This is a genomic window from Streptomyces panacea, assembly GCF_040560175.1.
Lineage (GTDB): Bacteria > Actinomycetota > Actinomycetes > Streptomycetales > Streptomycetaceae > Streptomyces > Streptomyces panacea.
In genome coordinates this window covers 29290-53676 of sequence record NZ_JARJHW010000031.1, presented here as the reverse complement: position 1 = coordinate 53676, position 24387 = coordinate 29290, and the positions used below count along the sequence as shown (strand labels likewise).

General features: G+C 71.3%; 19 protein-coding genes and 1 tRNA gene. 10 read left to right on the top strand and 10 right to left on the bottom strand.

Annotated elements, in window-relative coordinates; all coding sequences use genetic code 11:
* Positions 1–214 (top strand): hypothetical protein (locus P3L51_RS10855; protein ID WP_354604914.1); only part of this gene is annotated, 214 nt, incomplete at its 5' end.
* A 69-nt stretch (positions 215–283) separates the two neighbouring features.
* Here the strand turns inward: P3L51_RS10855 and P3L51_RS10850 are convergent.
* On the bottom strand, positions 284–802 hold the full coding sequence (locus tag P3L51_RS10850; RefSeq protein ID WP_354604913.1) for a hemerythrin domain-containing protein: 519 nt from the start codon (positions 800–802) through the stop codon (positions 284–286).
* A 186-nt stretch (positions 803–988) separates the two neighbouring features.
* Between P3L51_RS10850 and P3L51_RS10845 the strand changes: the two genes are divergently transcribed.
* Entirely contained in the window at positions 989–3679 is a 2691-nt protein-coding gene (locus P3L51_RS10845) for an NPCBM/NEW2 domain-containing protein (RefSeq protein WP_354604912.1), read from the top strand.
* A gap of 92 nt (positions 3680–3771) precedes the next feature.
* On the opposite strand, the gene P3L51_RS10840 is transcribed toward P3L51_RS10845, so the two are convergent.
* Positions 3772–4029, bottom strand: coding sequence for a hypothetical protein (locus tag P3L51_RS10840; RefSeq protein ID WP_354604911.1), 258 nt, complete (start codon positions 4027–4029; stop codon positions 3772–3774).
* 121 nt (positions 4030–4150) lie between these two features.
* Between P3L51_RS10840 and P3L51_RS10835 the strand changes: the two genes are divergently transcribed.
* Complete coding sequence (locus P3L51_RS10835; RefSeq protein ID WP_354604910.1) at positions 4151–5362, top strand: FAD-dependent monooxygenase; 1212 nt, start codon at positions 4151–4153, stop codon at positions 5360–5362.
* A gap of 294 nt (positions 5363–5656) precedes the next feature.
* Here the strand turns inward: P3L51_RS10835 and P3L51_RS10830 are convergent, their stop codons facing one another.
* The 8 genes from P3L51_RS10830 to P3L51_RS10795 all read right to left on the bottom strand — a co-directional run bounded on the left by P3L51_RS10830 (position 5657) and on the right by P3L51_RS10795 (position 14881).
* The gene (locus P3L51_RS10830; RefSeq protein WP_354604909.1) at positions 5657–6394 is read right to left on the bottom strand and encodes an ABC transporter ATP-binding protein; all 738 of its coding nucleotides are present in this window, start codon (positions 6392–6394) and stop codon (positions 5657–5659) included.
* Between the two features lie 10 nt (positions 6395–6404).
* Positions 6405–7175: an ABC transporter ATP-binding protein gene (locus P3L51_RS10825; protein ID WP_354604908.1), complete on the bottom strand. Its 771-nt coding sequence runs from the start codon at positions 7173–7175 to the stop codon at positions 6405–6407.
* The gene (locus P3L51_RS10820) at positions 7172–9277 is read right to left on the bottom strand and encodes a branched-chain amino acid ABC transporter permease (protein WP_354604907.1); all 2106 of its coding nucleotides are present in this window, start codon (positions 9275–9277) and stop codon (positions 7172–7174) included. The genes P3L51_RS10825 and P3L51_RS10820 overlap by 4 nt, the downstream gene beginning before the upstream one ends.
* Before the next feature lie 5 nt (positions 9278–9282).
* Complete coding sequence (locus tag P3L51_RS10815; RefSeq protein WP_354604906.1) at positions 9283–10485, bottom strand: ABC transporter substrate-binding protein; 1203 nt, start codon at positions 10483–10485, stop codon at positions 9283–9285.
* Between the two features lie 100 nt (positions 10486–10585).
* Positions 10586–10993 (bottom strand): roadblock/LC7 domain-containing protein, encoded by a 408-nt coding sequence (locus tag P3L51_RS10810; RefSeq protein WP_354604905.1) that lies wholly within the window; start codon positions 10991–10993, stop codon positions 10586–10588.
* Positions 10990–13515, bottom strand: coding sequence for a sensor histidine kinase (locus tag P3L51_RS10805; RefSeq protein WP_354604904.1), 2526 nt, complete (start codon positions 13513–13515; stop codon positions 10990–10992). Before P3L51_RS10805 ends, P3L51_RS10810 begins: the two co-directional genes overlap by 4 nt.
* Positions 13516–14159: 644 nt before the next feature.
* Positions 14160–14387 (bottom strand): ABC transporter permease, encoded by a 228-nt coding sequence (locus P3L51_RS10800; protein ID WP_354604903.1) that lies wholly within the window; start codon positions 14385–14387, stop codon positions 14160–14162.
* Between the two features lie 422 nt (positions 14388–14809).
* Positions 14810–14881 (bottom strand) — tRNA-Arg (locus tag P3L51_RS10795).
* 125 nt (positions 14882–15006) lie between these two features.
* Here P3L51_RS10795 and P3L51_RS10790 point away from each other — a divergent pair.
* The 7 genes from P3L51_RS10790 (at position 15007) to rho (ending at position 24260) form a co-directional block, all read left to right on the top strand.
* Entirely contained in the window at positions 15007–15501 is a 495-nt protein-coding gene (locus tag P3L51_RS10790; RefSeq protein WP_354604902.1) for a response regulator, read from the top strand.
* Between the two features lie 83 nt (positions 15502–15584).
* Entirely contained in the window at positions 15585–16586 is a 1002-nt protein-coding gene (gene nrtL, locus P3L51_RS10785) for an ArgS-related anticodon-binding protein NrtL (protein ID WP_354604901.1), read from the top strand.
* Positions 16587–16638: 52 nt separating this feature from the next.
* Complete coding sequence (lysA, locus tag P3L51_RS10780; protein ID WP_354604900.1) at positions 16639–18030, top strand: diaminopimelate decarboxylase; 1392 nt, start codon at positions 16639–16641, stop codon at positions 18028–18030.
* 95 nt (positions 18031–18125) lie between these two features.
* On the top strand, positions 18126–19436 hold the full coding sequence (locus P3L51_RS10775; protein WP_354604899.1) for a homoserine dehydrogenase: 1311 nt from the start codon (positions 18126–18128) through the stop codon (positions 19434–19436).
* A 7-nt stretch (positions 19437–19443) separates the two neighbouring features.
* Entirely contained in the window at positions 19444–20550 is a 1107-nt protein-coding gene (thrC, locus tag P3L51_RS10770) for a threonine synthase (RefSeq protein WP_354604898.1), read from the top strand.
* 312 nt (positions 20551–20862) lie between these two features.
* Entirely contained in the window at positions 20863–21783 is a 921-nt protein-coding gene (gene thrB, locus P3L51_RS10765) for a homoserine kinase (protein WP_354604897.1), read from the top strand.
* 392 nt (positions 21784–22175) lie between these two features.
* Complete coding sequence (gene rho / locus P3L51_RS10760; protein ID WP_354604896.1) at positions 22176–24260, top strand: transcription termination factor Rho; 2085 nt, start codon at positions 22176–22178, stop codon at positions 24258–24260.
* The last annotated feature ends 127 nt before the right edge of the window (positions 24261–24387 follow it).

The following is a 24387-nucleotide window of genomic DNA, read 5'->3' as shown; positions in this document are numbered from 1 at the left end:
GGGCAAGAAGGCGGCGGGCGCGAAGAAGAGCGCGTCGAAGACCGCGTCGAAGGCGGCGTCCAAGACCGCGGCGGAGAGGAAGACCGCGGCCAAGAAGACTGCGGCCAAGAAGACGGTGACGGGCAAGACGGCGACGGGCAAGACGGCCGCGAAGAAGGCGGCGGCCAAGAAGACCACGGCGAAGAAGGCCCCGGCGAGGAAGCGCTCCGCCTGAGAGCTGAGCCGCGCCTGCCCAGCCGCAGGGCCAGGCGTCGCAGGCCGGGCCGGACTTTGCGGACACGCCCTAGCGGCGCCGTGTGTCCCGCAGGGTGAAGTCGTCGGGCAGCGGCGTGTGCAGCGCGTTCAGCGCGGCGACGAGCTTCTTCTCCTCGTACGTGAAGTGCGACTCCACCAGTGCGACGAGACCGCCCAGTTCACCACGCACCCGACGCGCCTCGGCGGCGTCCGGGACCGGGCTGATGCCGTCGAGCAGGTCCTGGAGCCGGCCGAGGACGGCGGTCACCATGTGGTGGTCCCGCGCGAGCTGTTCGAGTACGGGGGCGAGTTCGGGGAACTGCCGCGCCAGCGCGGGGAAGACGCCGTCGTCCTCCGCCGTGTGATGCCGGGTCAGGGCGGAGCAGAACGCGAGGCAGTGCGCCCGCAGTTCGCGTGGGCGTTCGCCGCCGCCCGCGAGATGGCCGTCGACGTCGTCCTGAAGCCCGGCGAGCTCCTCCCGGAGCCGGATGTGCACATCGGTCAGTTGATTGCCGAACGCCACGAGGCGGTCGCCCGGCACGCTGTCCGGCACGGCTGAGGTCCCCATGCCCCGCAGCGTAATCGTATGCGCGTAATGGATTCTGTTGGATTCTGTGCGACGCACCCTGGCGGATCCGGTGGATTCCGGCGGACAATCCGGGGCGCGGGCGCCCCTTCAGGCTCAGCCCTGTCATCACCAACTCGCGCCCCGTGTTTGCCCGTTGGGCCCGGCTCCGAGTGAGAGGGACAAGCGATGACGAACAGCGGACCAAGAGCAGCGAATCGATGGCGCGCCGCCTGCGCGAGCGCGCTCGCGGGGGTGCTCTGCCTGGGGACCCCGGCAGCCGCCCAGGACGAGGCGAGCGACCCCCGGCCCGGCGGCACCGCCTGGACCGTGTCGCGGGGCGGGCCCACCGCCGCCCTACGGCTCGACCCCGCCGACGGCACCGTCACCCTCGCCGTAGGCGACGGGAACCGCACCCTCGTCGAGCCCTCGCCCGTCGGCATCGTCACCGAGGACGCCGACCTGACGCGCGGACTGCGCCTGGTGGATCGCGAGGACCGCCGAATCGCGGAGCGGTACACCACCGTCGTCGGCAAGGAGCGCCGTCGCACCGTCGACATGGCGGAGTCACGCTTCACCCTGGAAGGGGCGGGCGGGGCCCGGGTCGACCTGGTCGTGCGCGCCGCGGGCGACGGAGTCGCGTACCGCTACGTGCTCCCCGGCGGCGAGGGCGGCACCGGCGCCGTGCTGCGCGAGGCGTCCGGCTTCGTGCTGCCGGGTGACGCGCCCGCCCGGCTGAGCGACTACTCGGTCAACTACGAGCAGCCGTACGACGGTTCGACCGCCGCCGGGGCGGACAGCGGCCAGTACGCGTACCCCGCGCTGTTCCAGGTGGGCGACGACCACGTACTCCTCTCCGAGGCCGACGTCGACGGCCGCTATCCCGCGAGCCGGCTCACCCACACGACCGGCAGCGGGCGCTACGAGGTGGCGCTGGCCGACCCCTCGGTGCCCGTACCCTCCGGCGGGCCCCTCGCGACACCCTGGCGGACCGTGATCGCCGGCGACCTGGCGACGGTGACGGGGTCCACGCTCGTGGACGACCTGGCCCCGCCCTCCCGTGTCGCGGACACCTCCTGGATCCGCCCCGGCACCGTCGCCTGGTCCTGGCTCGCCGGATTCGGGGCGGCGCAGCGCAGCCTGGAGACCCAGCAGCGGTTTGTGGACTACGCGGCGGCCCACGGCTGGGAGTACTCCCTCGTCGACGACGGCTGGAACACCACCGACTGGATGCCGCAGCTGATGGAGTACGCCGAACGGCGCGGCGTGGGCGTCCTGTTGTGGATGCACTGGACCGATCTCGACACCGCCGCCGAGCGCACGGCCCAGCTCGACAAGGTCAAGAAGTGGGGCGCCGCCGGGCTGAAGATCGACTTCATGGACTCCGACTCACGCGAACGCATGGGGTGGTACGACGAGATCCTCCGGGAGACCGCCGACCGCGAGCTGATGGTCAACTTCCATGGCTCGACGCTCCCGCACGGCATCCAGCGCACCTGGCCGCACGTCATGACGATGGAAGGCGTGCACGGCGCCGAGCAGGGCAACGTCCAGGCCGACGACATGGCGACGCTGCCCTACACCCGCAACGTGGTCGGCTCCATGGACTTCACCCCCATGGGCTTCCAGTTCGGGCGGCGCAACAACACCGAGGCCGCCGAGCTGGCGCTCTCCGTCGTGTACGAGTCCGGGTTCCAGAACTACGCGGGCAGCGTCGAGGCGTACCGCTCCCGGCCCGAGGTCGCCCGGTTCCTCGAACAGGTACCGACCGTCTGGGACGAGAGCCGGCTTGTCGCCGGGACGCCCGGTGAGGGGGCGACCTTCGCGCGCAGGAACGGCGACCGGTGGTTCGTCGGCTCGGTCAGGGCGGGTGCCGCCGGTACGGAGCGGGTGCCGCTGACCTTCCTGGGACCGGGCTCGTGGCGGGTCGACACCGTGCGGGACGGTACGGCCGGTCTGGTCAGAGAGAGCAGGGTGACGACCCGTCAAGACGCGATCACGGTGCCCGTGTTGGCGAACGGCGGCTTCGTGGCACAGATCTGCCGCGCCGTGCCGGGCCGCGACAGCTGCGACCTGCTGGTGGACGCCGTGCCGGTCGGGACGCTGTCCGTCACCCCCGCGAAGGCCGACGCCGGGCCGGGCACGACGGTCGACGTCTCGGCGAGCTTCGTGCTGGACGAGGCGGGCCCCGCCGAGGACGTGACACTGAGCGCCCGTACCCCCGAGGGCTGGGCGGTCGACGGCGCCGGCGCGACGGCGGACGAACTGGCCGACGGCGCCGAACTCGACGCGTCCTGGCGGCTCACGGTCCCCGCCGACCCGGCGTACGGGGCCACGGAGATCCCCGTCACGCTGACCTACCGGGACCCGGACGCCCGACGGGGCTCGCCACCGCTGACGGTCGAGCGCACGGTGCGTGTCTTCGTGGCGCGCGAAGGCACCGTGTACGTCAGCTCGTTGCCGTTCACGGCGGCGACGAACGGCTGGGGCCCGGTCGAACGCGACCTCTCCAACGGCGAGAACGGCGCGGGCGACGGCGGCCCGCTGCGGCTCGGCGACACGACGTACGACAAGGGGCTCGGGGTGCACGCGCTCTCCGAGGTGACCGTCGACCTCAACGGCGCGTACGACCGCTTCGCCGCCGAGGCCGGCATCGACGAGGAGAAGCCGGACAAGGGCTCGGTGGCCTTCGAGGTGATCGGCGACGGCCAAGTCCTGGCCCGCAGCGGCGTCCTGGGTCCGACGGACGCGCCGCACACGTTCGACGTCGACGTCAGTGGGGTGCGGCAGTTGACGCTGCGCGTCACGGACGGCGGCGACGGAATCGACTCGGACCACGCGGACTGGGCGGACGCGCGACTGCTGGAGAAGGGCGTGTAGCGCGGTGAGGGGGGTGGGCCGGCCGCGTCCGTCCGGTGGCTGGGGGAGTGTCTCCTCGGCCGCCGGACGGGCCCGGTCGGCCGCCGGCACGTTCACCCCGTCGCGTCGTCCGGTACGAAGACGCTCAGCCGGTACGTCGTCGGCAGCAGTGTCCGGCCGCAGAACTGGTCCAGCCGGAACCTGGCCGGGTCCCGTACCTCGTGCTCGGCCATCCGGCGCCGGACCTGGGCCCGCCATTCCAGCTCGTCCGTGGTCTCAAGGATGACCGTCCAGCGCCCCGGCCCCAACTCGGCCGTCGAAGGCCCCCGTTGCCGCTCCCGGCTCCGCTTGCGCTTCCGTTGTCCAGGCACACGTCCAGCATGGCGAACCGGTGCCCCGCCGACAATCGTCGGCCTGTGCCACTCGAATAGGATTCCACTTCAGTGTCACCACCGGCAGCACCGTGAACATCAACTGAGTGGAGAGCCTGGTATGCGTGGAGGCAGCGTCGCCGTCGTCGGCGGCAGCATCGCGGGGTGTGCCACAGCCCTGGCCGTGTCTCGCGGCGGAGCCGAGAAGGTCACCGTCTTCGAGCGGGCCGACGCCCAACTCCGCGACAGGGGAGTGGGGATCGCCCTCCACAACGACCGGTACAACGAACTCCAGAGCGCCGGATACGTGGCCGCCGAGATGCCCTGGGCGCCGCTGACCCGGCGTGTGTGGAGCGTGCGGGACGGCGAGGCGGAGCACGGGCGGGCCGTCGGGGAGCAGCCGTTCCCGTTCCGCGCCTACAACTGGGGTTCGCTGTGGAGTGAGTTGCGGCGCCGGGTGCCCGAAGAGGTCGACTACCGGTCCGGTGCGCTGGTCAAGGCCGTCGAGCCCGACTCCGACGGCGTCACCCTCCAACTCGCCGACGGACAGCGGGAGCGCTTCGACGCCGTGGTCGGCGCCGACGGCTACCGCTCCGTCGTGCGCGACGCCATGTTCCCCGGCCTCAGCGCGACGTACGCCGGATACATCGGCTGGCGCGGCACCTCCGCGGATGTCGCCGACCTCCCGTCCGACGGCAACGACGCGCACAACGTCGTCTTCCCCGGCGGCCACTGCATGATCTACCGCATCCCGGACGGTGTCGGCGGCCACCGGCTCAACTGGGTGCTCTACACCTCCCCGCCCGAGTCCGAGGACCTCCACCCGGACCTCAAGACGCCGACCTCGCTGCCGCCCGGGCGGCTCAACTCGGAGCTCACCGCGCACCTCCGGGCCCTCGTCGCGGACAACTTCCCGCCGTACTGGGCGGCCAGGGTGCTGCGTACCCCCGCCGAGACCACGTTCATCCAGCCCATCTACGACCTGGAGGTGCCGCAGTACACCTCCGGGCGGATGCTGCTCGTCGGCGACGCCGCCAGCGTCGCCCGGCCGCACATCGGCGGCGGCAGCGTGAAGGCGCTCCAGGACGCGACCGCGCTGGAGGCCGCGGCGGTGGCCGGGGGGAGCTGGAAGGAGATCGCGGAGGCGTACGACACCAACCGGGGCGCCGTCGGCGCGTCGCTGGTCGCGCTGGCCCGCAGGATGGGCAGCGCGCAGGTCGAGAACACGCCGGACTGGGATGCGATGGGGCAGCCGGAGTTCGACGCGTGGTGGCAGGCGCAGAACAGTGGGTCGGACCGTAACAGCGGGTTCGGTGGGCACCGGCTGAAGTGACGTGAGCGGCTCACCGGGGTCCGCCCCGGTGAGCCGGTTCGTCCTCAACCGCCGGACGGGCTCAGCGCCTTGTCCTCAATCGCCGGACGGGCTTGGTCGGCCCGCGGGCCGGGCTGGATTGGTTCCGGCCGGTGGCGGGGTGTCTTCAATCGCCGGACGGGCTTGACTGATCCCCCGGACGGGCTTGAACGATCCGCCGGACGGGCTTGACTGATCCCCCGGACGGGCTTGAGTGGTCCGCCGGGCGGGTTGGAGTGGCCGCCGGGCGGACTTGAACGGCCCGCCCGGACGGGTCTATCGGGGCGCGGATCGGATCGGGGTCAGTTCCAGGGCCTCGTGGAGTGGTGACGGGTTTGTGCGGGCGTCCTCGCCCGACATCCGTAGGGTCGGGCGGCCCGAGGTGAGGACCGTGATCGTACGGGCGCACTGCGCCGCCTGCGTGGGGCTCGGTGAGACCAGCAGCACCGCGATCCCCTCCTCCGCCAGCGTGCCGACCAGTTCGTAGACCTGCTTGACCAGGCCGGGCGCCAGCCCCTCCGTGGGCTCGTCCAGCAGCAGCACGCTCGGCGAGCCGAGCAGCGCGCGGGCCAGGGCGAGCATCTGCTGTTCGCCGCCGGACAGATCGGTGCCCCGGTTGTTCCGGCGCTCACCCAGCCGGGGAAGCAGTTCCAGGACCCGCGCCGGGCTCCACTCGCTGGGGCGGGTCGCGTCGCCGCGGCCCGGCGGGCGGTGGGAGAGCCGCAGGTGCTCCGCGACGGTCAGGCCGGCGAAGACCCGGCGGCCCTGCGGTACGAGACCGATCCCGGCGCGCGCCACCTTGTGCGCGGGCTGCCCGGTCATGTCCTGGCCGTTCAGCCGTACCGACCCGGCGGAGGGGCGGATGAACCCCGCAACGGTGTGGACGAGCGTGGTCTTGCCCGCCCCGTTGTGGCCCACGATCGCGTGGACGGAGCCCGCGGGGACGGTCAGGTCGAGGTCGTGCAGGACGGTGCCGCCGTGGTAGCCCGCGGTCAGGCCGGTGAGTTCCAGCATCGGTGGTCGGTCACCCTCTCGCTTCTGCGGTGTCACGGGCGCCCGTGGCGTGGTACGCGTCGCGGACCTCCGGATGGGCGAGCGCCTCCGCGGTGGGCCCGGTGATCAGGACCCGGCCGGCCGCCAACACGGTCACCGTTTCGGCGAGTTCGGCGACGACCTCGACATGGTGCTCCACCAGGATGATGGCGACGCTGTCCGGAAGGCCGCCCAGGATCGAGAGCAGCCGGCCGATGTCGCCGTCGGTCAGACCGGCGGCAGGCTCGTCGAGCAGCAGCAGGCGCGGGTCGCCCGCGAGGGCCGCCGCGAGGTCGAGCATGCGGCGCTGACCGTGGGACAGGTCGGCGGCCGGCCTGCGGGCGGAGTCGGCGAGGCCGACGGCCTCCAGATGGCGGGCGGCGGACTCGGCGTGCTGCCGGTAGCGGGACGGCCGCCGCCACGCGCCCCGGCGCAGCGGATGGTGCAGCCAGCCGGCCAGCACGATGTTGTCCAGGACCGACAACTCGCCTATCACGGACGGCTGTTGAAAGCTGCGGGCGATACCGAGGCGGCTGCGCTTGGCAGTTGCCGTACGGGTGATGTCGGCGCCGCCCAGGGCGATGGTGCCGTGATCGGGGCGGTCCGTACCGGCGATCAGGTTCAGCAGGGTGGTCTTGCCGGCGCCGTTGGGCCCGATGACGGCGTGCCGTGCCCCGGCGGGGAGCTGGAGGCTGACGTCGTCGACGGCGGTGAGGCTCCCGTACCGGCGGGTGAGGTTCTTGAGATCCAGTACAGCTGTCATGGGGTGACCTTCCCGGCCGGAACGCTGTCGTGGTCGGGCGGCGGTGGCCCATCGGCCCGATCGGCCCCCCGGCCACCGGAACCGGACCCGCCGGACCCGAGCCCGAGGCGCAGCCCCGCCAGACCGCGCGGCAGCAGATAGACGGCGGCGACGAACAGCGCGCCGAGCAGCAGCGGTCCGTGACCGGGCCACGAACTGGCCACCCAGTCACGGGTGAAGACGATGAGACCGGCACCGAGCAGGGCGCCGATGACGGACGTACTGCCGCCGATGACGGCCGCCAGCAGCGCGAACGCAGCGATCTCGAAGCCGACGTCGGCGGGGGAGAGGTACTGCTGGACGGTGACCATCAGCGAACCGCCGACCCCGGCCAGGGCCCCGGCGCCGATGTGCGCCACGAACAGATAGCGCCCCACCGGGTGGCCGGAGGCGCGCATCCGCGCCTCGGCGTTACGGCTGCCGGTCAGCAGCTTTCCGGCGGGAGAGCGCAGCACGATCAGCGTTATGACGACGGCGACGACCCCGACGGCGAGCGCGTAGTTGTAGACCTCGCTCTCGTCGATCATCCCCTCCCCGCCCCACAGCGCCTGCGTGGGCGGGAAGCCGACGAGGCCGTCGGCGCCGCCGGTGACGGACTTGAGCTGGTTGATGGCGGCGCTCGCCAGCTCGCCGATCGCGAGCGTGATCATCAGGACCGTGGTTCCACGGGCGCGGATCACCGCGGGCCCCGTCACCACGGAGAACAGCGCGGCGGCGATGGCCGCGACGACGATCTGGACCGGGCCCACCGTCCAGCCGGCGTCGGCGAGATTCGCGGTGGCGTACGCGCCGACGGCGAACGGCGCGGTCTGGCCCAGGGTCGGCAGCCCGGCGTAGCCGGTCAGGATGGTGACGCTGACGGCGAGCAGCCCGAGTGCCAGCGCGGAGCCGGCCAGCGAGATGCTGTACGCGTCGAGGAGCGTCGGCAGGGCGATGAGTACGACGAGCAGGACGAGCAGCGGCGCCGCCCGGCGGCCCCGCGAGGCGAGGCTGCTGTCGTCCGGGCCGCCCCGGAGCAGCCGCGACAACGGCCCGCCGCTCCGGGCCCGTACGGGCCCTTCGCGACCCGCCGCGGCGGGTCCGCCGGGCACCTTGCCGGCACCACGCCCCGTGAACGAGCGCCCCTTGAACGAGGCGGAGAGCCGTCGCCGCAGCCACTCCACGGGGTCCGAGCCACCGCCACCGCCCCCGTGGCCCGCCGTCGCCGGCTCGGTGAACTGGGACCGCAGGATCAGTACGGCGGCCATGGCCGCGAACAGCAGGTACGGCGCCAGGTCGGGCGCCAGCGAGACACCGAGCGTCTGCACCTCGCCGACGGCGATCGCCGCGAACAGCGTCGTCCACAGCGACCGCAGCCCACCGAGCACGACCACCACGAGGGACAGCATCAGCACGGTGTCGGCGGTGCCGGCGCCCGGCCCGATGATGGGCGCGCCGAGCACTCCGGCGGCCCCGGCCAGCGCTCCCGCGGCGGCCAGGACACCGGTGTGCACGGCGCGGGGGCTGTGCCCCGTGGTGGCCAGCATCTGCGGGTCGTCGGCGGAGGCCCGTACGGCCGCCCCCACACGGGTGCGGGTGAGCACCCACGTACCGAACGCCGCGAGGAGGACGGCCATCAGGATGAAGCAGAGCCGGTACGCGGGGTACCGGTGGCCCAGCAGCGTCACCGAGGAGTCGAGCACCTCGGGGACGCGTACCGGTAGTTCGTCGGCCCCGAAGAACTCGATGAGCAGATTGCCACCGATCAGGGCCAGTCCGAACGTCAGCAGTGCTTGAGCGAGATGCCCACGACGGGCCAGGGGGATCGTCGCCGCGGACAGACCGGCACCGGCGGCGGCTGCCGCGGCGGTTCCGGCCGCGAGTCCGACGGCGAGTCCGCCCCAGGTCCCGTCGCTCAACTCGGCACCGGTATAGGCACCGATCGCGTACAGCGTGCCGTGTGACAGGTTCAGCACGCCCGCGGTGCCGAAGGCGAGACTCAGACCGGCGGCGACCACGAACAGCAGCAGCCCGTAGGCCACGCCGTCCACCGCCGGCACGAGGTGGGCATCAAGGAGATTCATCTCAGTCAGCTGCCGAGGGTCGCCAGGTCCTGGACCATGACATTGGCCAGCTGGTCACCGTCCTGGCGTACCTGGCGCAGGTACCACTGCTGCACCGGCGAGTGCGCCTTGTCGCCGAACTCCCAGGCGCCGCGCGGGCTGTCGATCTGGCCGAGACCGCCGATGGCGGTGTTGATGGTCTCCGAGTTGACGTCGCCCTTCTCGGCGGCGTCACCGATCGCCTGGTCCAGCACGGCGGCCGCGTCGTACGAGGACATCGCGTAGGTCGTCGGCTGGGTGTCGTGCTTGGCGGTCCAGTCGGCGGCGAACTTACGGTTGGCCTCGTTGTCGAGGTCAGCCGCGTAGTTCAGGACCGAGTAGACGTCCTTCGCCGCTTCGCCCTGGGCCTGGAGCACGCTGCCCTCGGTCACGAAGGCCGTGTACAGCGGCAGGTCGGCGACGTCGGACTGCGCGTACTGCTTGGCGAAGTCGATGGCGGCCTTACCGGCGTAGAAGCAGTACACCGCCTTGGCGTCCGTCTTGGCGATGTCGGCGAAGTACGGCATGAAGTTCGTGGTCTTCGGGAACGGAGTCCACTTGGTCTCGCCGTCCGGGTTGGCGAGCTTGCCGCCGACCTTCTTGAACTCGTCGGTGAAACCGCGCAGTTCGTCGTAGCCACCCTGGTAGTCGGGGCCGATCGCGTAGACCGGGCCGTCGACCTTCTCCTTGACGTACGGGGCGATCGCCGCACCCGGCTCGTCGGAGAGGAAGCTCGTCGTCCAGAGGTACTTCATGTCCTTGACGGGCGGACGGCCGTTGGACCCGAGCAGCGGGATCTTGGCCTGGTTGATCAGCGGCATCACCGCGTTGACCGAACCGCCGCTGACGAGGCCGGTCAGGGCGTCGACCTTGTCCTTCTTGATGAGCTTCGTGGCAGCGGGGACCGCGGTCGGGGGACCGTCGCCCTCGTCCGCCACGACCAGCTCGACCTTCCGGCCGCCCAGCTTGTTGTCGTGGGTCGCCAGATACAGCTCGAAGCCCTTGCGCAGCTCCGTGCCGACCGGCTCGTAGGTGCCTGACAGCGAGGCCACCAGGCCGATCTTCACGGTGTCGTCGCCGGCGCCGCTGTCGCCGCTGCACCCGGTGACGGCTGCCAGGCCGAGTGCGATGGCGGCTGCGCCGACCGGCCGGACTCTGCGGCCTCGCGGAAGGGATATGTCGAAGAACATGAGGGCTCTCATCGGGAGGAAGTGAAAAACGGACGGAACGAGCGGGAACTGCACGAACGGCAAACGAACCGAACGGTGGGGGTGTGGTACGACCCGGACGTCAGCGCGAGGGTTGCGCGTTCGCGTCGCGGACCTGGGGGGTCAAGGAGTCACCGACCTGGTTGATCAGTTCGGACATCATGTAGCTGACCTCGCCGATGTCCGCGTCCCTGGTGGTCGTCACCAGCAGCGACGCGCCGCTGGAGACGGCCATCGAGAACATGTAACCGCCCTCCATGGCGGTCAGGCTGTGCTCGACGGGGTCGGTGTTCGTCAACTGGGCAGCGGCGGAGAGAAGGTTGACGACACCCGATGCGATGGCCGCCAGCCGATCGGCGTCGTCACGCTCCACCCCGGTGTAGGCCAGGGCGAGTCCGTCCACGGACACGGCTATGGCCTGGGTGACCTCCGGGATACGCCCGGCGAAACCGCTGAGGATCCAGCTGAGGTCGTTGGGTGAGGTCGTCATTTTTTGCTCCGTTGGGTGTCGTCGTCGGTGGCGGAGCGCCCGCGGTGGCCCGTGCTCCTGTTGATCCCCTGGGCGTAGGCCGCCAGGACGTCGGAGACCTGCCGGGAATCCCGGCGGCGGGGCGACGGCTTGGGGGCGGCGCCGGAACGCTGATCGGCGCCGTCTCGCTTGCCCAAGGTGGGCCACTGCTTCGGCGCGTTGCGCTGTCGCAGTGGCAGTCCCGAGGAGCTGACTCCCGCGATGCGGGAGACCGGCTCCGCGTGCGGGGGGTGCTGGGAGGGTGCGTTGGCACTCGCGCGGTCGTCGCCGCCCTGGGGGCTCTGCGAGCCGTTGGACGCGCTGGACGCGTTGGATCCGTTGGACCCATGGGATCCGTTGGACCCGGTGGACCCGTTCGATCCCTGGGACCCGCCGCCCGCCGCGGCCCCGGCGGTGATGCCGGCCCCGCCCGGGTTGTAGTCGCCCGAGTCGGCGGCGCCGCCGTTCCTGCCGATGCTGTTACGGCCGGGCGTGCCACCCGCCCCGGCGTTCTGCCGGCGGCCGCCCTGGCCGGGCGCGGTGATCGGGCGCGGCGCCTCGTACTGCACGCCGGGACGCTCCCCGGCCGAGCTCTGCGGGCGCGGCGTCGTTTCCTGCGGGGCCACCGCCAGTACGTTCGCCGGCAGGGTGACCTCGGCGATCGTGCCCGGACCCGAGGAGTCCCGCAGCTCGACCACGATGCCGTGCCGGGCGGCGAGCCGCGCCACCACGTGCAGACCCATGGAACGCACGTCGCCGATGCCCGACTTCGGCTCCAGCAGACCCTTGTTGAGGTTGGCGCGCCGCTCGGCGGTGATGCCGACGCCCTCGTCGACTATCTGTACGACGGCGCGGTCCCACAGCCGCCAGACCGCGACCCCGACCTGCTTGTCGGGGGGCGAGAAGCGCGTGGCGTTGTCGAGGAGTTCGGCCAGGATGTGCGCCACGTCGTGGACCACGCGCGCGGCTATCCCGATGCCGGACTCGATGACGCCGAGGGACACCCGGTCGAAGCGCTCGATCTGCTGCGCGGCGGCCACGATCACCGTCGAGCAGGAGATGTCCGCGGACCGTACCCGGCCGTGTCCGTAACCGCCCAGCACCAGCAGGTTGTTGGTGTTGCGCTCCATGCGGATCGCGAGGTGGTCGAGCGCGAACAGCGTCTTCATACGCTCGGGGTCGGCCTCGTCGCGCTGCACCGTGTCCAGCTCGGACACCATGACGGTGGTCAACTGGGCGCCCCTGCGGGCGACACCGACCAGCGTCTCGGCGAACTGCTCGTGGATGTGGGCCTGTTGAGCGGCCAGTCGCACGGCTTCGTGGTGGACGGCGTTGAACGCCTCACCGACCTCGCCGATCTCGTCCAGGCCGGTGGTCTTCACCGGGTTGCCCGACCGCTCGGCGACCTGTTCGGGGGTGGCACCACTGAGCGCGCCGGGCTGGGACAGCTCCGTCATCACCCGCGGCAGACCCGTGTGCGCCACTTCGTGCGCGGCGTTGCGCAGATCCCGCAGGCGGCGGATCATGACGCGGCCGAGCCGGATGGCGACGACGACCGCGCTGATGAGTGTGAGCAGCACCAGCGCCACCTCGGCGCCGGCCACCCACGCGAGCGTGGTGCGCGTGTCGGTGACGGTCCTGAGTACGGAGTCGTCGATACGGCTCTCGACCGAGCGCAGCAGGACCAGCCGGTCGGCCGACGCCTTCTGCCACTCCTTCGGCTCGACGGTGAGTTCCTCGTTGGGAGCTGTGCGGCTCACCTCGTCCTCAAGTCGGCGCGCCTCCAGGGCCTTCGAGCCCGAGAGGGTGCGCTCCAACCAGGTCCGCCACTGCTGCGGACCGAGGTCGAACAGGGAACCGGTGGCTTCGGTGTAACCGAGCCTGGTGGCGTCGAAGGTCCGCTTGGACGCTTCGGTGAAGCCACCGGTGGCCTGGGCCTTCATCACCGCGACCTGCTGCTGGCCCATGTGCTCGGAGGCCCGCGAGAGCGCGGCGGCGGCACGGATCCGGTCGGCGACGTCGGCGTCGACACCGTCGGCCTGCGCGATGCCGTCGCGGTAGTCGATCAGGTCGGCGATCACGATCCGGTAGCCGAACGTCAGCGCCGTGACGGTGCTTCCTCCGGAGCGCACCTGGGCGCGCAGGGAGGGCATCTCGTCGATGAAGCGCTCGATCCGGTCCAGCGCGCGCTGCGCGTTGCCCGGTACGGACGACAATTCACTGAGCTGGGAACGGAATTGGGCGACACTCTTGTCCGTGGCGCTGGACGTTTCGCGGAACGCTTCGGGATCTCCCTGGGTGGAGACGAGCGCGGTCGCTGCCGCCCGCTCACGCTGCAAGTGGTGGGTCAACTCGCTGACGGACGAGGCGACATCGACCATGGCTGTGAGCCGGTTGGCCTGGAGCGCCTGGTTGGTCGCGGGGGCGAGGGCCAGGACCGCGAAGGTCACGGCCACCACAAGAGGCACCGTGACCAGCAGGACGAGACGACGATTGATTTTCACTGCGCGGCTCCATCGCCGGAACCGGTGCTGTGTATCGGTGACACGCAGATACCTATTAACGGGTTGGGGGGTGTCGGTGGGGATCGCGAGTAGATCGTGTGCAACGTTGTGGAAGGGACTGGCGAGGCCCCCGTGGCGCGGCTTGATCCTATGCCGTAGCACCTCGTTACGGATGCGTACATCCTCGAAAAATGCAGGTGACCAACCGGCCACGAACGATCCAACTCGGCCAAATATGGCGGCAGAAGCCCTCATCGGAGCTATAAGCGGAATCACCGAATCGTTTCAACCTCACCATATCTGACCAGCCCAACAGTGCTGTGGAGCGCTCTCGTTGCCCGAACAGCGGAATGTCCTGGGTGATGCTTCGGCGTGGCGACTTGACTGGAACCGCAACTTCCGGAATGTCTTCGCCGAAGGGGCAGATCGGCGAGCTGAACACGCGGGCCACGGACGGCATTTCGGTCAGATGCGACGTTGCGGCCGGCCGTGGGGGCGTGTATGGACGCTCGTGCGCTGTCGTCCGCGCGGTCGAATCTGACGTCGCGTCAGGTCGAAAAGACGGGCATCACCGCGGCCTCGACGAGCACCGGGCCGATCCGCCAGGTGGTCGCGGTGACCGTCCATCAGGCCGCGGACCGCCGTCACCAGGTGGCTGGGATCGGATTGGCGCCGACGAAGACCTGGAGCCATCCCGGCATGGTGTCGGGGCCGACGTAGACGTTGCTGCCGAAGGACTGCGGCATCAGCACCATCATGCTGACCGCGGTCACGGACTTCTCACTCCGCATGACCGGGCCCGCCGGCGTCCAGAGCCAGGACAGGCAGAAGGCGTACACGATGATCAGGAGGACCGCCGCGGTGATGCCCACGGCGCCGCCCCCGGTCCGGTGGCCCGGGGACGAAGCCGAAGGCCGGCATCACGACCGAGGCCATGATGTGGCGGACCGCGTCCGCCAGGAGCGGACCGGCGAAGGCGGACGGCCGCCACCTGGGCAGGGAACGCAACCCGCGCGCGACGAAAGCGCGGGGGGCCGGGCCCGCGCGGCGGTCCGAAGCGCGCGGGAGGCCGGCGCCGGCCTCCGCGACCCCTGGTGTCGCGCGGACACGACCGGCAGGGCAGACACGACGAAGACGGCAGACACGAGGGAGACGGCCCGCACGGAAGACCCGGCAGACACAGCCCGCACGGCCGACACGGCCGACACCGCAGACACCGCAGACACCGCAGACACCGCAGACACAAAAAAGGCTCTGACCTGCATTTCTGCTGGTCAGAGCCTTGTTCCGGAAGTGCCCCCGGCAGGATTCGAACCTGCGCACCCGGCTCCGGAGGCCGATGCTCTATCCCCTGAGCTACGGGGGCGTATCGCCGTGAACCTTGGCGACAGATGAAACCCTACCAGCCCTCACGGGGTCGTCGTGAACAGGTATTTGGCGCGTGCGGGGCTGTGTGACCGGCGGCCGCGGGTCCTTCGCGCGGGGGCGGAAGTGCCGAAAACCCGTACGCGGCCAGGGAGGCCGCCCTACCCTCAAGTTGTGTCGGGCGCGTCAGGCCGGGTGCTCGTTGTCGATGACAACAGGGTCATCCGGCAGTTGATCAGGGTCAACCTGGAGCTGGAGGGCTTCGAGGTCGTGACCGCGGCCGATGGTGCCGAGTGTCTGGACGTCGTCCACCGGGTCAGGCCCGATGTGATCACCCTCGACGTCGTCATGCCGCGCCTCGACGGCATCCGCACCGCCGCCCGTCTGCGGGCCGATCCGACGACCTCGCACCTGCCCGTCGCCGTCGTCAGCGCCTGCACGCGGTACGAGGTGGAGACCGGAATGGCCGCCGGGGTGGACGCCTTCCTCGCCAAGCCCTTCGAGCCCTCCGAGCTCGTCAGGGTCGTACGCCGGCTGATGCGCCGGGAGGGTCCGCCGTCCTTGGACGGCAGGCATGGAGCCGGGCGTGCGGGAAGCACGCCCGGAAGCGCACGAGGCTGATCACGCCCCACGGGACCCGGGGAGCCGCCCGTATCGCGAAACCGGTTCGCGAAGAGGCCCCCCTCCTCCCATACGCTGGTCCCGTGACACCCGCCGACCTCTCCCGAACCGTGCTGCACGCCGTGCGCCGCGCGGTCGACGAGGGCGTACTGGCCGGGCCCGTACCGGACAGCGTCCAGGTCGGGCGCCCCGGCCCCGGCGGCAGCGGCGACTACGCGACCTCCGTGGCACTAAGGCTCGCGGGCCCCGCCCGGCGCAGCCCGCGCGACGTCGCGGAGATCCTCCGTACGGAGATCCTGCGCACCGCCCCGGACCTGACCCGTGTCGACGTCACCGGACCGGGCTTTCTGAACTTCACGCTCGCCCCCGGCAGCCGCGCCGATCTCGTCCGCGCCGTCCTCGACGCCGGGATCCGGTACGGCCACGGGGACACCCTCACCGGCACCACCGTGGTCCTCGCCCCCGCAGACGAGCCGCGCGCCGCCGTCCGGACCGAGACCGTCCTGCGGCTGCTGCGCGCCCAGGGCGCCGACGCCCGCACCGGCGAGGGGGCCACGGAGCGGCTGTCCGTACGTCCGGTGCCCGCCGCCCTCGCCACGGACCTCTTCGCCCGCCTCGGCCCCGACGCCGCCCGCTGGGGCCTGCTGCGGCCCGCCGCCCACGACCGGCCCGCGACCGGTGACGACCTCCTCGTACAGCACGAGAGCAACCCCCTGTTCACGGTGCGCTACGCCCACGCCCGTACCCGCGCCCTCGTACGCAACGGCGCCGACCTCGCCGTCCCGGCCAACGGCGACGCGGGCACCCCCGAACCCGAAGCCCGCGCGCTTCTGAAGAGCATCGGCGACCACCCCGGCGTACTCGCCGCCGCCGCCCGTCATCGCGCCCCCGACCGGGTCGCCCGCCATCTCGAACGCACCGCGGAGGCGTTCCTGCACTTCCAGGAGACCTGCCGCCCGCTGCCTGTCGGCGACGAGAAACCCTCGGCCGCCCACCGTTCCCGGCTCGCACTCGCCGAAGCCGCCGGGACGGTGCTGGCCGGTGGCCTCACCCTCCTCGGCGTCGACGCGCCCGAACACCTCTGATGCCGTCCGCCGAGTCGGACGCATCCGACGCACCCGAAAGAGCAAGAAGCCGATGAGCCGTTCCGCCCACCCCGCAGGACCCCGCTACGCCGACGTGCACACCGAGGGCCACTACTCCCCGCCGCCCGCCGACCTCAATGTGCTGGACGAGAAGATCTGGTCCCGTACGGTCCGCCGGGACGAGGACGGTGTCGCCACCGTCGCCGGACTGCCGGTCACCCGCCTCGCCGAGGAGTTCGGCACCCCCGCCTACTTCCTCGACGAGGCCGACTTCCGGGCCCGCTGCCGCGCCTGGACCGACGCCTTCGGCAAGGACGCCGACGTCTTCTACGCGGGCAAGGCGTTCCTGTCCCGCGCCGTCGTCCACTGGCTCAAGGAGGAGGGGCTCAACCTCGACGTCTGCTCCGGCGGCGAACTGGCCACCGCGCTCGACGCCGGCATGCCCCCCGAGCGCATCGCGCTGCACGGCAACAACAAGTCCACGCAGGAGATCGAGCGCGCCGTCTCCGCGGGCGTCGGACGCATCGTCCTCGACTCGTTCCAGGAGATGGTGCGCGTCGCGCACATCGCGCGGAGCCTCGACCGGGTCCAGCCCGTGCAGATCCGGGTGACCGTCGGCGTCGAGGCGCACACCCACGAGTTCATCGCCACCGCCCACGAGGACCAGAAGTTCGGCATCGCGCTGGCCGACGGGCAGGCCGCGGAGGCCGTGCGCCGTGCGCTGCGGCTCGACGGCATCGAACTCATCGGCATCCACTCGCACATCGGCTCCCAGATCTTCGACATGGCCGGCTTCGAGGTCTCGGCGCGCCGGGTCGTCGAGCTGCTGGCCGAGGTCCGCGACGAGCACGGCGTCGAACTCCCGGAGATCGACCTCGGCGGCGGCCTCGGCATCGCGTACACCCCCGACGACGACCCGCGCGAGCCGCACGAGATCGCCAAGTCCCTGACCGCGATCGTCACCCGCGAGTGCGAGTCCGCGGGCCTGCGCACCCCCCGGATCTCCGTCGAGCCCGGCCGCGCGATCGTCGGCCCGACGGCCTTCACGCTGTACGAGGTCGGCACCATCAAGCCCCTCGAAGGGCTGCGGACGTACGTGAGCGTCGACGGCGGCATGTCGGACAACATCCGTACGGCGTTGTACGACGCCGAGTACAGCGTCGCGCTCGTCTCCCGCCGCTCCGACGCCGAGCCGATGCTGTCGCGCGTCGTCGGCAAGCACTGCGAGAGCGGTGACATCGTCGTACGCGACGCGTTCCTGCCCGCCGACCTGGCGCCGGGCGACCTGATCGCGGTCCCCGCCACCGGCGCGTACTGCCGCTCGATGGCGAGCAACTACAACCACGCGCTCCGCCCGCCCGTCGTCGCCGTCAAGGACGGCGGGGCGCGGGTGATCGTCCGGCGTGAGACGGAGGAGGATCTCCTGCGTCTGGACGTCGGCTAGCTGAGACAGACGTCTCGTATGACGGACGGAGGGTAGAAACTTCCGTCCGGTGCGTGAGACTGGTCCACATCGTTGAGAGAGGGAATCGAGGTCGCATGATGCGTACGCGTCCGCTGAAGGTGGCGCTGCTGGGCTGTGGGGTTGTCGGCTCAGAGGTGGCGCGCATGATGACGACGCACGCCGACGACCTGGCCGCGCGGATCGGCGCACCCCTGGAACTCGCCGGGGTCGCCGTCCGCCGTCCTTCCAGGGTGCGCGAGGGCATCGACCCCGCCCTGATCACCACGGACGCGACGGCGCTGGTCAAACGGGGCGACATCGACGTCGTCGTCGAGGTCATCGGCGGCATCGAGCCCGCCCGCACACTGATCACCACCGCCTTCGCGCACGGCGCGTCCGTCGTCTCGGCCAACAAGGCGCTGCTCGCCGAGGACGGCGCGACCCTCTTCGCGGCGGCCGAGAAGCACGGCAAGGACCTCTACTACGAGGCCGCCGTCGCCGGCGCCATCCCGCTGCTGCGCCCGCTGCGGGAGTCCCTCGCGGGCGACAAGGTCAACCGTGTGCTCGGCATCGTCAACGGCACCACGAACTTCATCCTCGACCGGATGGACTCCTCGGGCGCCGGCTACTCGGAGGCGCTGGACGAGGCGACGGCGCTCGGATACGCGGAGGCCGACCCGACCGCCGACGTCGAGGGCTTCGACGCCGCCGCCAAGGCCGCGATCCTCGCCGGGATCGCCTTCCACACCCGCGTACGCCTCGACGACGTCCACCGCGAGGGACTGACCGAGGTCACCTCCGCCGACATCGCCTCCGCGCGGCGCATGGGCTGCACCGTCAAGCTCCTCGCCATCTGCGAGCGCGCCGCCGACGGGAAGTCGGTCACCGCCCGCGTCCACCCGGCGATGATCCCGCTCAGCCACCCGCTCGCCTCCGTGCGCGAGGCGTACAACGCGGTCTTCGTGGAGGCCGAGGCGGCGGGCCAGCTGATGTTCTACGGCCCCGGGGCGGGCGGCGCGCCCACCGCGTCCGCCGTACTCGGCGATCTCGTCGCGGTGTGCCGCAACCGGCTCGGCGAGTCGACGGGGCCCGGCGAGTCCGCGTACACACGGCTGCCCGTCAGCTCGATGGCCGAGGTGGTCACGCGCTACCACATCAGCCTCGACGTGGCCGACAAACCGGGTGTACTGGCCCAGGTCGCCACGGTCTTCGCCGAGCACGACGTGTCGATCGACACCGTGCGCCAGCAGGGCCGGCTGGACAGTGAAGGACTCGGCGGCGAGGCATCCCTCGTCGTCGTCACCCACCGCGCGCCCGACGCGGCCCTCTCGGGGACCGTCGAAGCGCTGCGCAAGCTCGACACCGTGCGCGGTGTCGCCAGCATCATGCGTGTTGAAGGGGAGTAAGGGACCCATGACGACCGAAGGCAACAGCGGCTCCGCCGCGGGCGGCGCCCAGCGGGGCACCCACCAGTGGCGCGGCATCATCGAGGAGTACCGGGACCGGCTGCCGGTCACGGACACGACCGCGGTGGTCACACTCCGCGAGGGCGGTACGCCGCTCGTCCCCGCCCAGGTCCTCTCCGAGCTCACGGGCTGCGAGGTGCACCTCAAGGTCGAGGGCGCCAACCCGACGGGGTCGTTCAAGGACCGCGGCATGACACTGGCCATCACGCACGCCAAGGAGGCGGGCGCCCAGGCCGTCATCTGCGCCTCCACCGGCAACACCTCGGCGTCAGCCGCCGCCTACGCGGTACGGGCCGGCATGGTCTGCGCCGTCCTGGTGCCGCAGGGCAAGATCGCGCTGGGCAAGATGGGCCAGGCGCTGGTGCACGGCGCGAAGATCCTCCAGGTCGACGGAAACTTCGACGACTGTCTGACGCTGGCGCGCGGGCTCTCCGACAACTACCCGGTGGCGCTGGTCAATTCGGTGAATCCGTCCCGTATCGAGGGCCAGAAGACCGCGGCCTTCGAGATCGTGGACGCGCTCGGCGACGCCCCCGACATCCATGTGCTGCCCGTCGGCAACGCCGGCAACATCACGGCGTACTGGAAGGGCTACACGGAGTACACCGCCGACGGACCCGCGACGCGTCGCCCGCGCATGTGGGGCTTCCAGGCGTCCGGTTCGGCGCCGATCGTGCGCGGCGAGGTCGTCAAGGACCCGCACACCGTGGCCACCGCGATCCGTATCGGCAACCCGGCGTCCTGGCAGCAGGCGCTCGCCGCCAGGGACGAGTCGGGCGGCTTCATCGACGAGGTGACGGACCGACAGATCCTGCGCGCCTACCGGCTGTTGGCCGCGCAGGAGGGCGTTTTCGTCGAGCCCGCGTCCGCCGCGTCCGTCGCCGGTCTGCTCAAGGCCGCCGAGGAGGGCAAGGTCGATCCCGGCCAGCGGATCGTCTGCACCGTGACCGGGAACGGGCTCAAGGACCCGGACTGGGCGGTCGCGGGAGCGCCCCAGCCGGTCACCGTGCCGGTGGACGCGGTGACGGCGGCGGAGCGTCTCGGACTCGCGTGAGCACTCGCGCGACCGACGCCCCGGCCAGGTAGACGGGTGTCCGCCCCGGCGGACAGCCGCACAAAGCACACCAAGACGCTTCATAGGCGCACAGGAAGGCACGCGACACGCATCGTGCGCCTCCTGTGCGCCCTATGTCGCGACAGAACCTTCCTTCGATAGGCTGTGCCCGACCCGCCCCGCCGCATATGCCGCGGTGTTGTTGCCCCCGTGGCCGTCGGGTGTTTCCGTACCTCGCCGAAATCCCGCAGTCTCGCCGCCTCGTCTCCGTTCAGCCCTTCTCGCAGTCACACAAGGAGAGTCGTCTAAGCGATGGCCGGTCCAGCCTTCCGCGCCGCCGCCGTACGGGTGCGCGTCCCCGCCACCAGCGCCAACCTCGGGCCGGGATTCGACGCCCTCGGCCTCTCGCTCGGGCTCTACGACGACGTGGTGGTGCGCGTCGCCGACTCCGGCCTGCACGTCGACATCGCCGGCGAGGGCGCCGAGACGCTGCCCCGCGACGAGAACCACCTGCTCGTACGGTCCCTGCGCACCGCGTTCGACCTGCTCGGCGGCCAGCCGCGCGGCCTTGAGGTCGTCTGCGCCAACCGCATCCCGCACGGTCGCGGCCTGGGCTCCTCGTCCGCCGCGATCTGCGCCGGGATCGTCGCGGCGCGCGCCGTGACGATAGGCGGCGACGCCAGGCTCGACGACACGGCGCTGCTGGAGCTGGCCACCGAGATCGAGGGCCATCCGGACAATGTGGCGGCCTGTCTCCTCGGCGGATTCACCCTTGCCTGGACCGACGGGGGAGCGGCCCGCGCCATCCGTATGGAGGTCGCCGACTCCGTGGTCCCCGTGGTGTTCGTGCCCGACCGCCCCGTCCTGACCGAGACCGCGCGAGGACTGCTCCCGCGCGCCGTCCCCCATGTGGACGCGAGCTTCAACGCGGGCCGTGCGGCACTGCTCGTCGAGGCCCTGACCAGGCGTCCCGAGCTGCTGCTCGCCGCCACCGAGGACCGGCTCCACCAGGAGTACCGCGCTCCGGCGATGCCGCAGAGCGTGGAACTTGTGAACCGACTGCGGGCCGACGGCGTCCCCGCGGTCATCTCCGGCGCGGGCCCCACGGTCCTGGCGCTGACCGAGGACAGTGCGGCCGACAAGGTCGCACGGCTGGCCGGCGAGGGCTGGGCGGCGAACAGGCTCGGCCTCGACGGCACGGGCGCGAGCGTTCTGCCGCTGGGTTCTCAGTGACGGTGGATTGCCGGTGAGTGAGAGGGGGAATGTTTGTTGGAGCCGGTAGTGTTAACCTCAAGTCGGCACCCGACGTCTTTTTGGCTCGGTGCTTCGCGTCCCCATTCGGGACCACCATTCTTCCGGGAGCCTCCCCGACTGCCTGAGCAGCCTGCCTGAGCAGTTTTGAGCACGCCTCGGAACCGGCACGACACCCCTCGCTATGTCCAGGAGTGGGCCGAGCAGGGGGACCTCGGGCCGGACCCATTGCACGTACGCACGTCTTCCGCCGTACCCGGCGGGACCATCGCCCCGACTGCGGCCGGTGATCAACACGATCACAACCCGCATTCGGACAGCACAACCGGTCGCCGAGCCAGAAGGCCGACGTCCGCTCCAGGGAAGGACCCTTCGTGAGCGACACCACCGATCTGATGGGCGTGAGCGCCGACAACAGCGTCGACACCACCGCGCCCGCCGAAGGTGCTGCCACTGGCACCACCTCACGGCGCCGCCGCTCCGGCACCGGCCTCGACGGCATGGTCCTGGCCGAGCTGCAGCAGGTCGCGTCCGGCCTCGGCATCAGGGGCACCGCGCGGATGCGCAAGAGCCAGTTGATCGAGGTCATCAAGGAGGCGCAGGGCGGCGGTTCGTCCGCGCCGAAGAGCGACGGGACGGCCGGCGGCGACGCCGAGTCGAAGCCCAAGCGCCGCGCCACCTCCAAGGCCCGTACGGGCGACACGGCCCCGGCCGCGGACGCTCCCGCCGACAAGGCGACGGACAAGTCCGCCGACCAGGCCCCGGCCAAGGTGGAGAAGGCCGACAAGGCCGACTCCCCGATCGACATCCCGGGCCAGCCGGCCAGTGACGACCAGCCCGCGGGCGAGCGTCGTCGGCGCAGGGCGACCGCGCAGGCGGGCAGCCCGGACACCAAGACCGAGAGCCGCGAGTCGGGAACCGACACCGTGGTGGACGACCGGCCCGAGGCCAAGGCCGAGGCCGCTGTCTCCGCGTCCGACCGGGGCGACGCCGACGGACGCCGCGGCGACCGCCAGGAGCGCGGCCAGCGGGGCGAGCGCGGTGAGCGCGGCGACCGGCAGAGCCGCCAGCGTGACCGCCGCGGCAAGGGCGACGACCAGCAGGGCGGTGGCGGCCAGCAGACCGGCGGCCAGCGCCAGCAGCGCCAGAGCCAGGGCCAGGGCCAGGGCGGTCAGAACCAGGGCAACGGGCCGCAGGACGACTTCGACGACGAGGCGGGCGGCCGTCGCGGCCGTCGCGGCCGCTACCGCGACCGCCGTGGCCGTCGTGGCCGCGAGGAGTTCGGTGGCGGCGGCGAGCCGCAGGTCGCCGACGACGACGTGCTGATCCCCGTCGCGGGCATCCTCGACATCCTCGACAACTACGCGTTCATCCGGACCTCCGGCTACCTGCCGGGCCCGAACGACGTGTACGTGTCGCTCGCCCAGGTCCGCAAGAACGGCCTGCGCAAGGGTGACCACGTCACCGGCGCGGTGCGCCAGCCCAAGGACGGCGAGCGCCGCGAGAAGTTCAACGCGCTCGTGCGCCTGGACTCGGCGAACGGCATGGCGGCCGAATCGGGCCGCGGGCGGCCGGAGTTCCAGAAGCTCACCCCGCTCTACCCGCAGGACCGGCTCCGTCTGGAGACCGACCCGGGGGTGCTGACGACGCGGATCATCGACCTCGTCGCACCGATCGGCAAGGGCCAGCGCGGTCTGATCGTGGCCCCGCCGAAGACCGGCAAGACCATGATCCTCCAGGCCATCGCCAACGCGATCACGGTCAACAGCCCCGAGTGCCACCTGATGGTCGTCCTCGTCGACGAGCGTCCGGAAGAGGTCACCGACATGCAGCGGTCGGTGAAGGGCGAGGTCATCTCCTCGACCTTCGACCGCCCCGCCGAGGACCACACCACCGTCGCCGAGCTGGCCATCGAGCGCGCCAAGCGCCTCGTGGAGCTGGGTCACGACGTGGTCGTCCTGCTGGACTCCATCACCCGCCTGGGCCGCGCGTACAACCTCGCCGCCCCGGCCTCCGGACGCATCCTGTCCGGTGGTGTCGACTCGACCGCGCTCTACCCGCCGAAGCGCTTCTTCGGTGCGGCGCGCAACATCGAGGACGGCGGTTCGCTGACCATCCTGGCCACCGCGCTCGTCGAGACCGGCTCGCGCATGGACGAGGTGATCTTCGAGGAGTTCAAGGGCACCGGCAACATGGAGCTCAAGCTCGACCGCAAGCTCTCGGACAAGCGCATCTTCCCGGCGGTCGACGTGGACGCGTCCTCCACCCGTAAGGAAGAGATCCTGCTCGGCAGCGACGAGCTGGCCGTCGTCTGGAAGCTGCGCCGGGTGCTGCACGCGCTCGACCAGCAGCAGGCGATCGAGCTGCTGCTGGACAAAATGAAGAAGACGAAGTCGAACGCGGAGTTCCTGCTCCAGATTCAGAAGACGACTCCGTCGCCCGGAAACGGCAACGACTGACGCGTCAAGCCGACGCGCGGTTCCGGGATTCACGTCCTGATTGCTCAACTTCCGCATGGATCCGCCCCGTTACTCCGGTGACGGGGCGGATTTCTGCATGTAATATTCGATTAGCCGTTCCATCCCC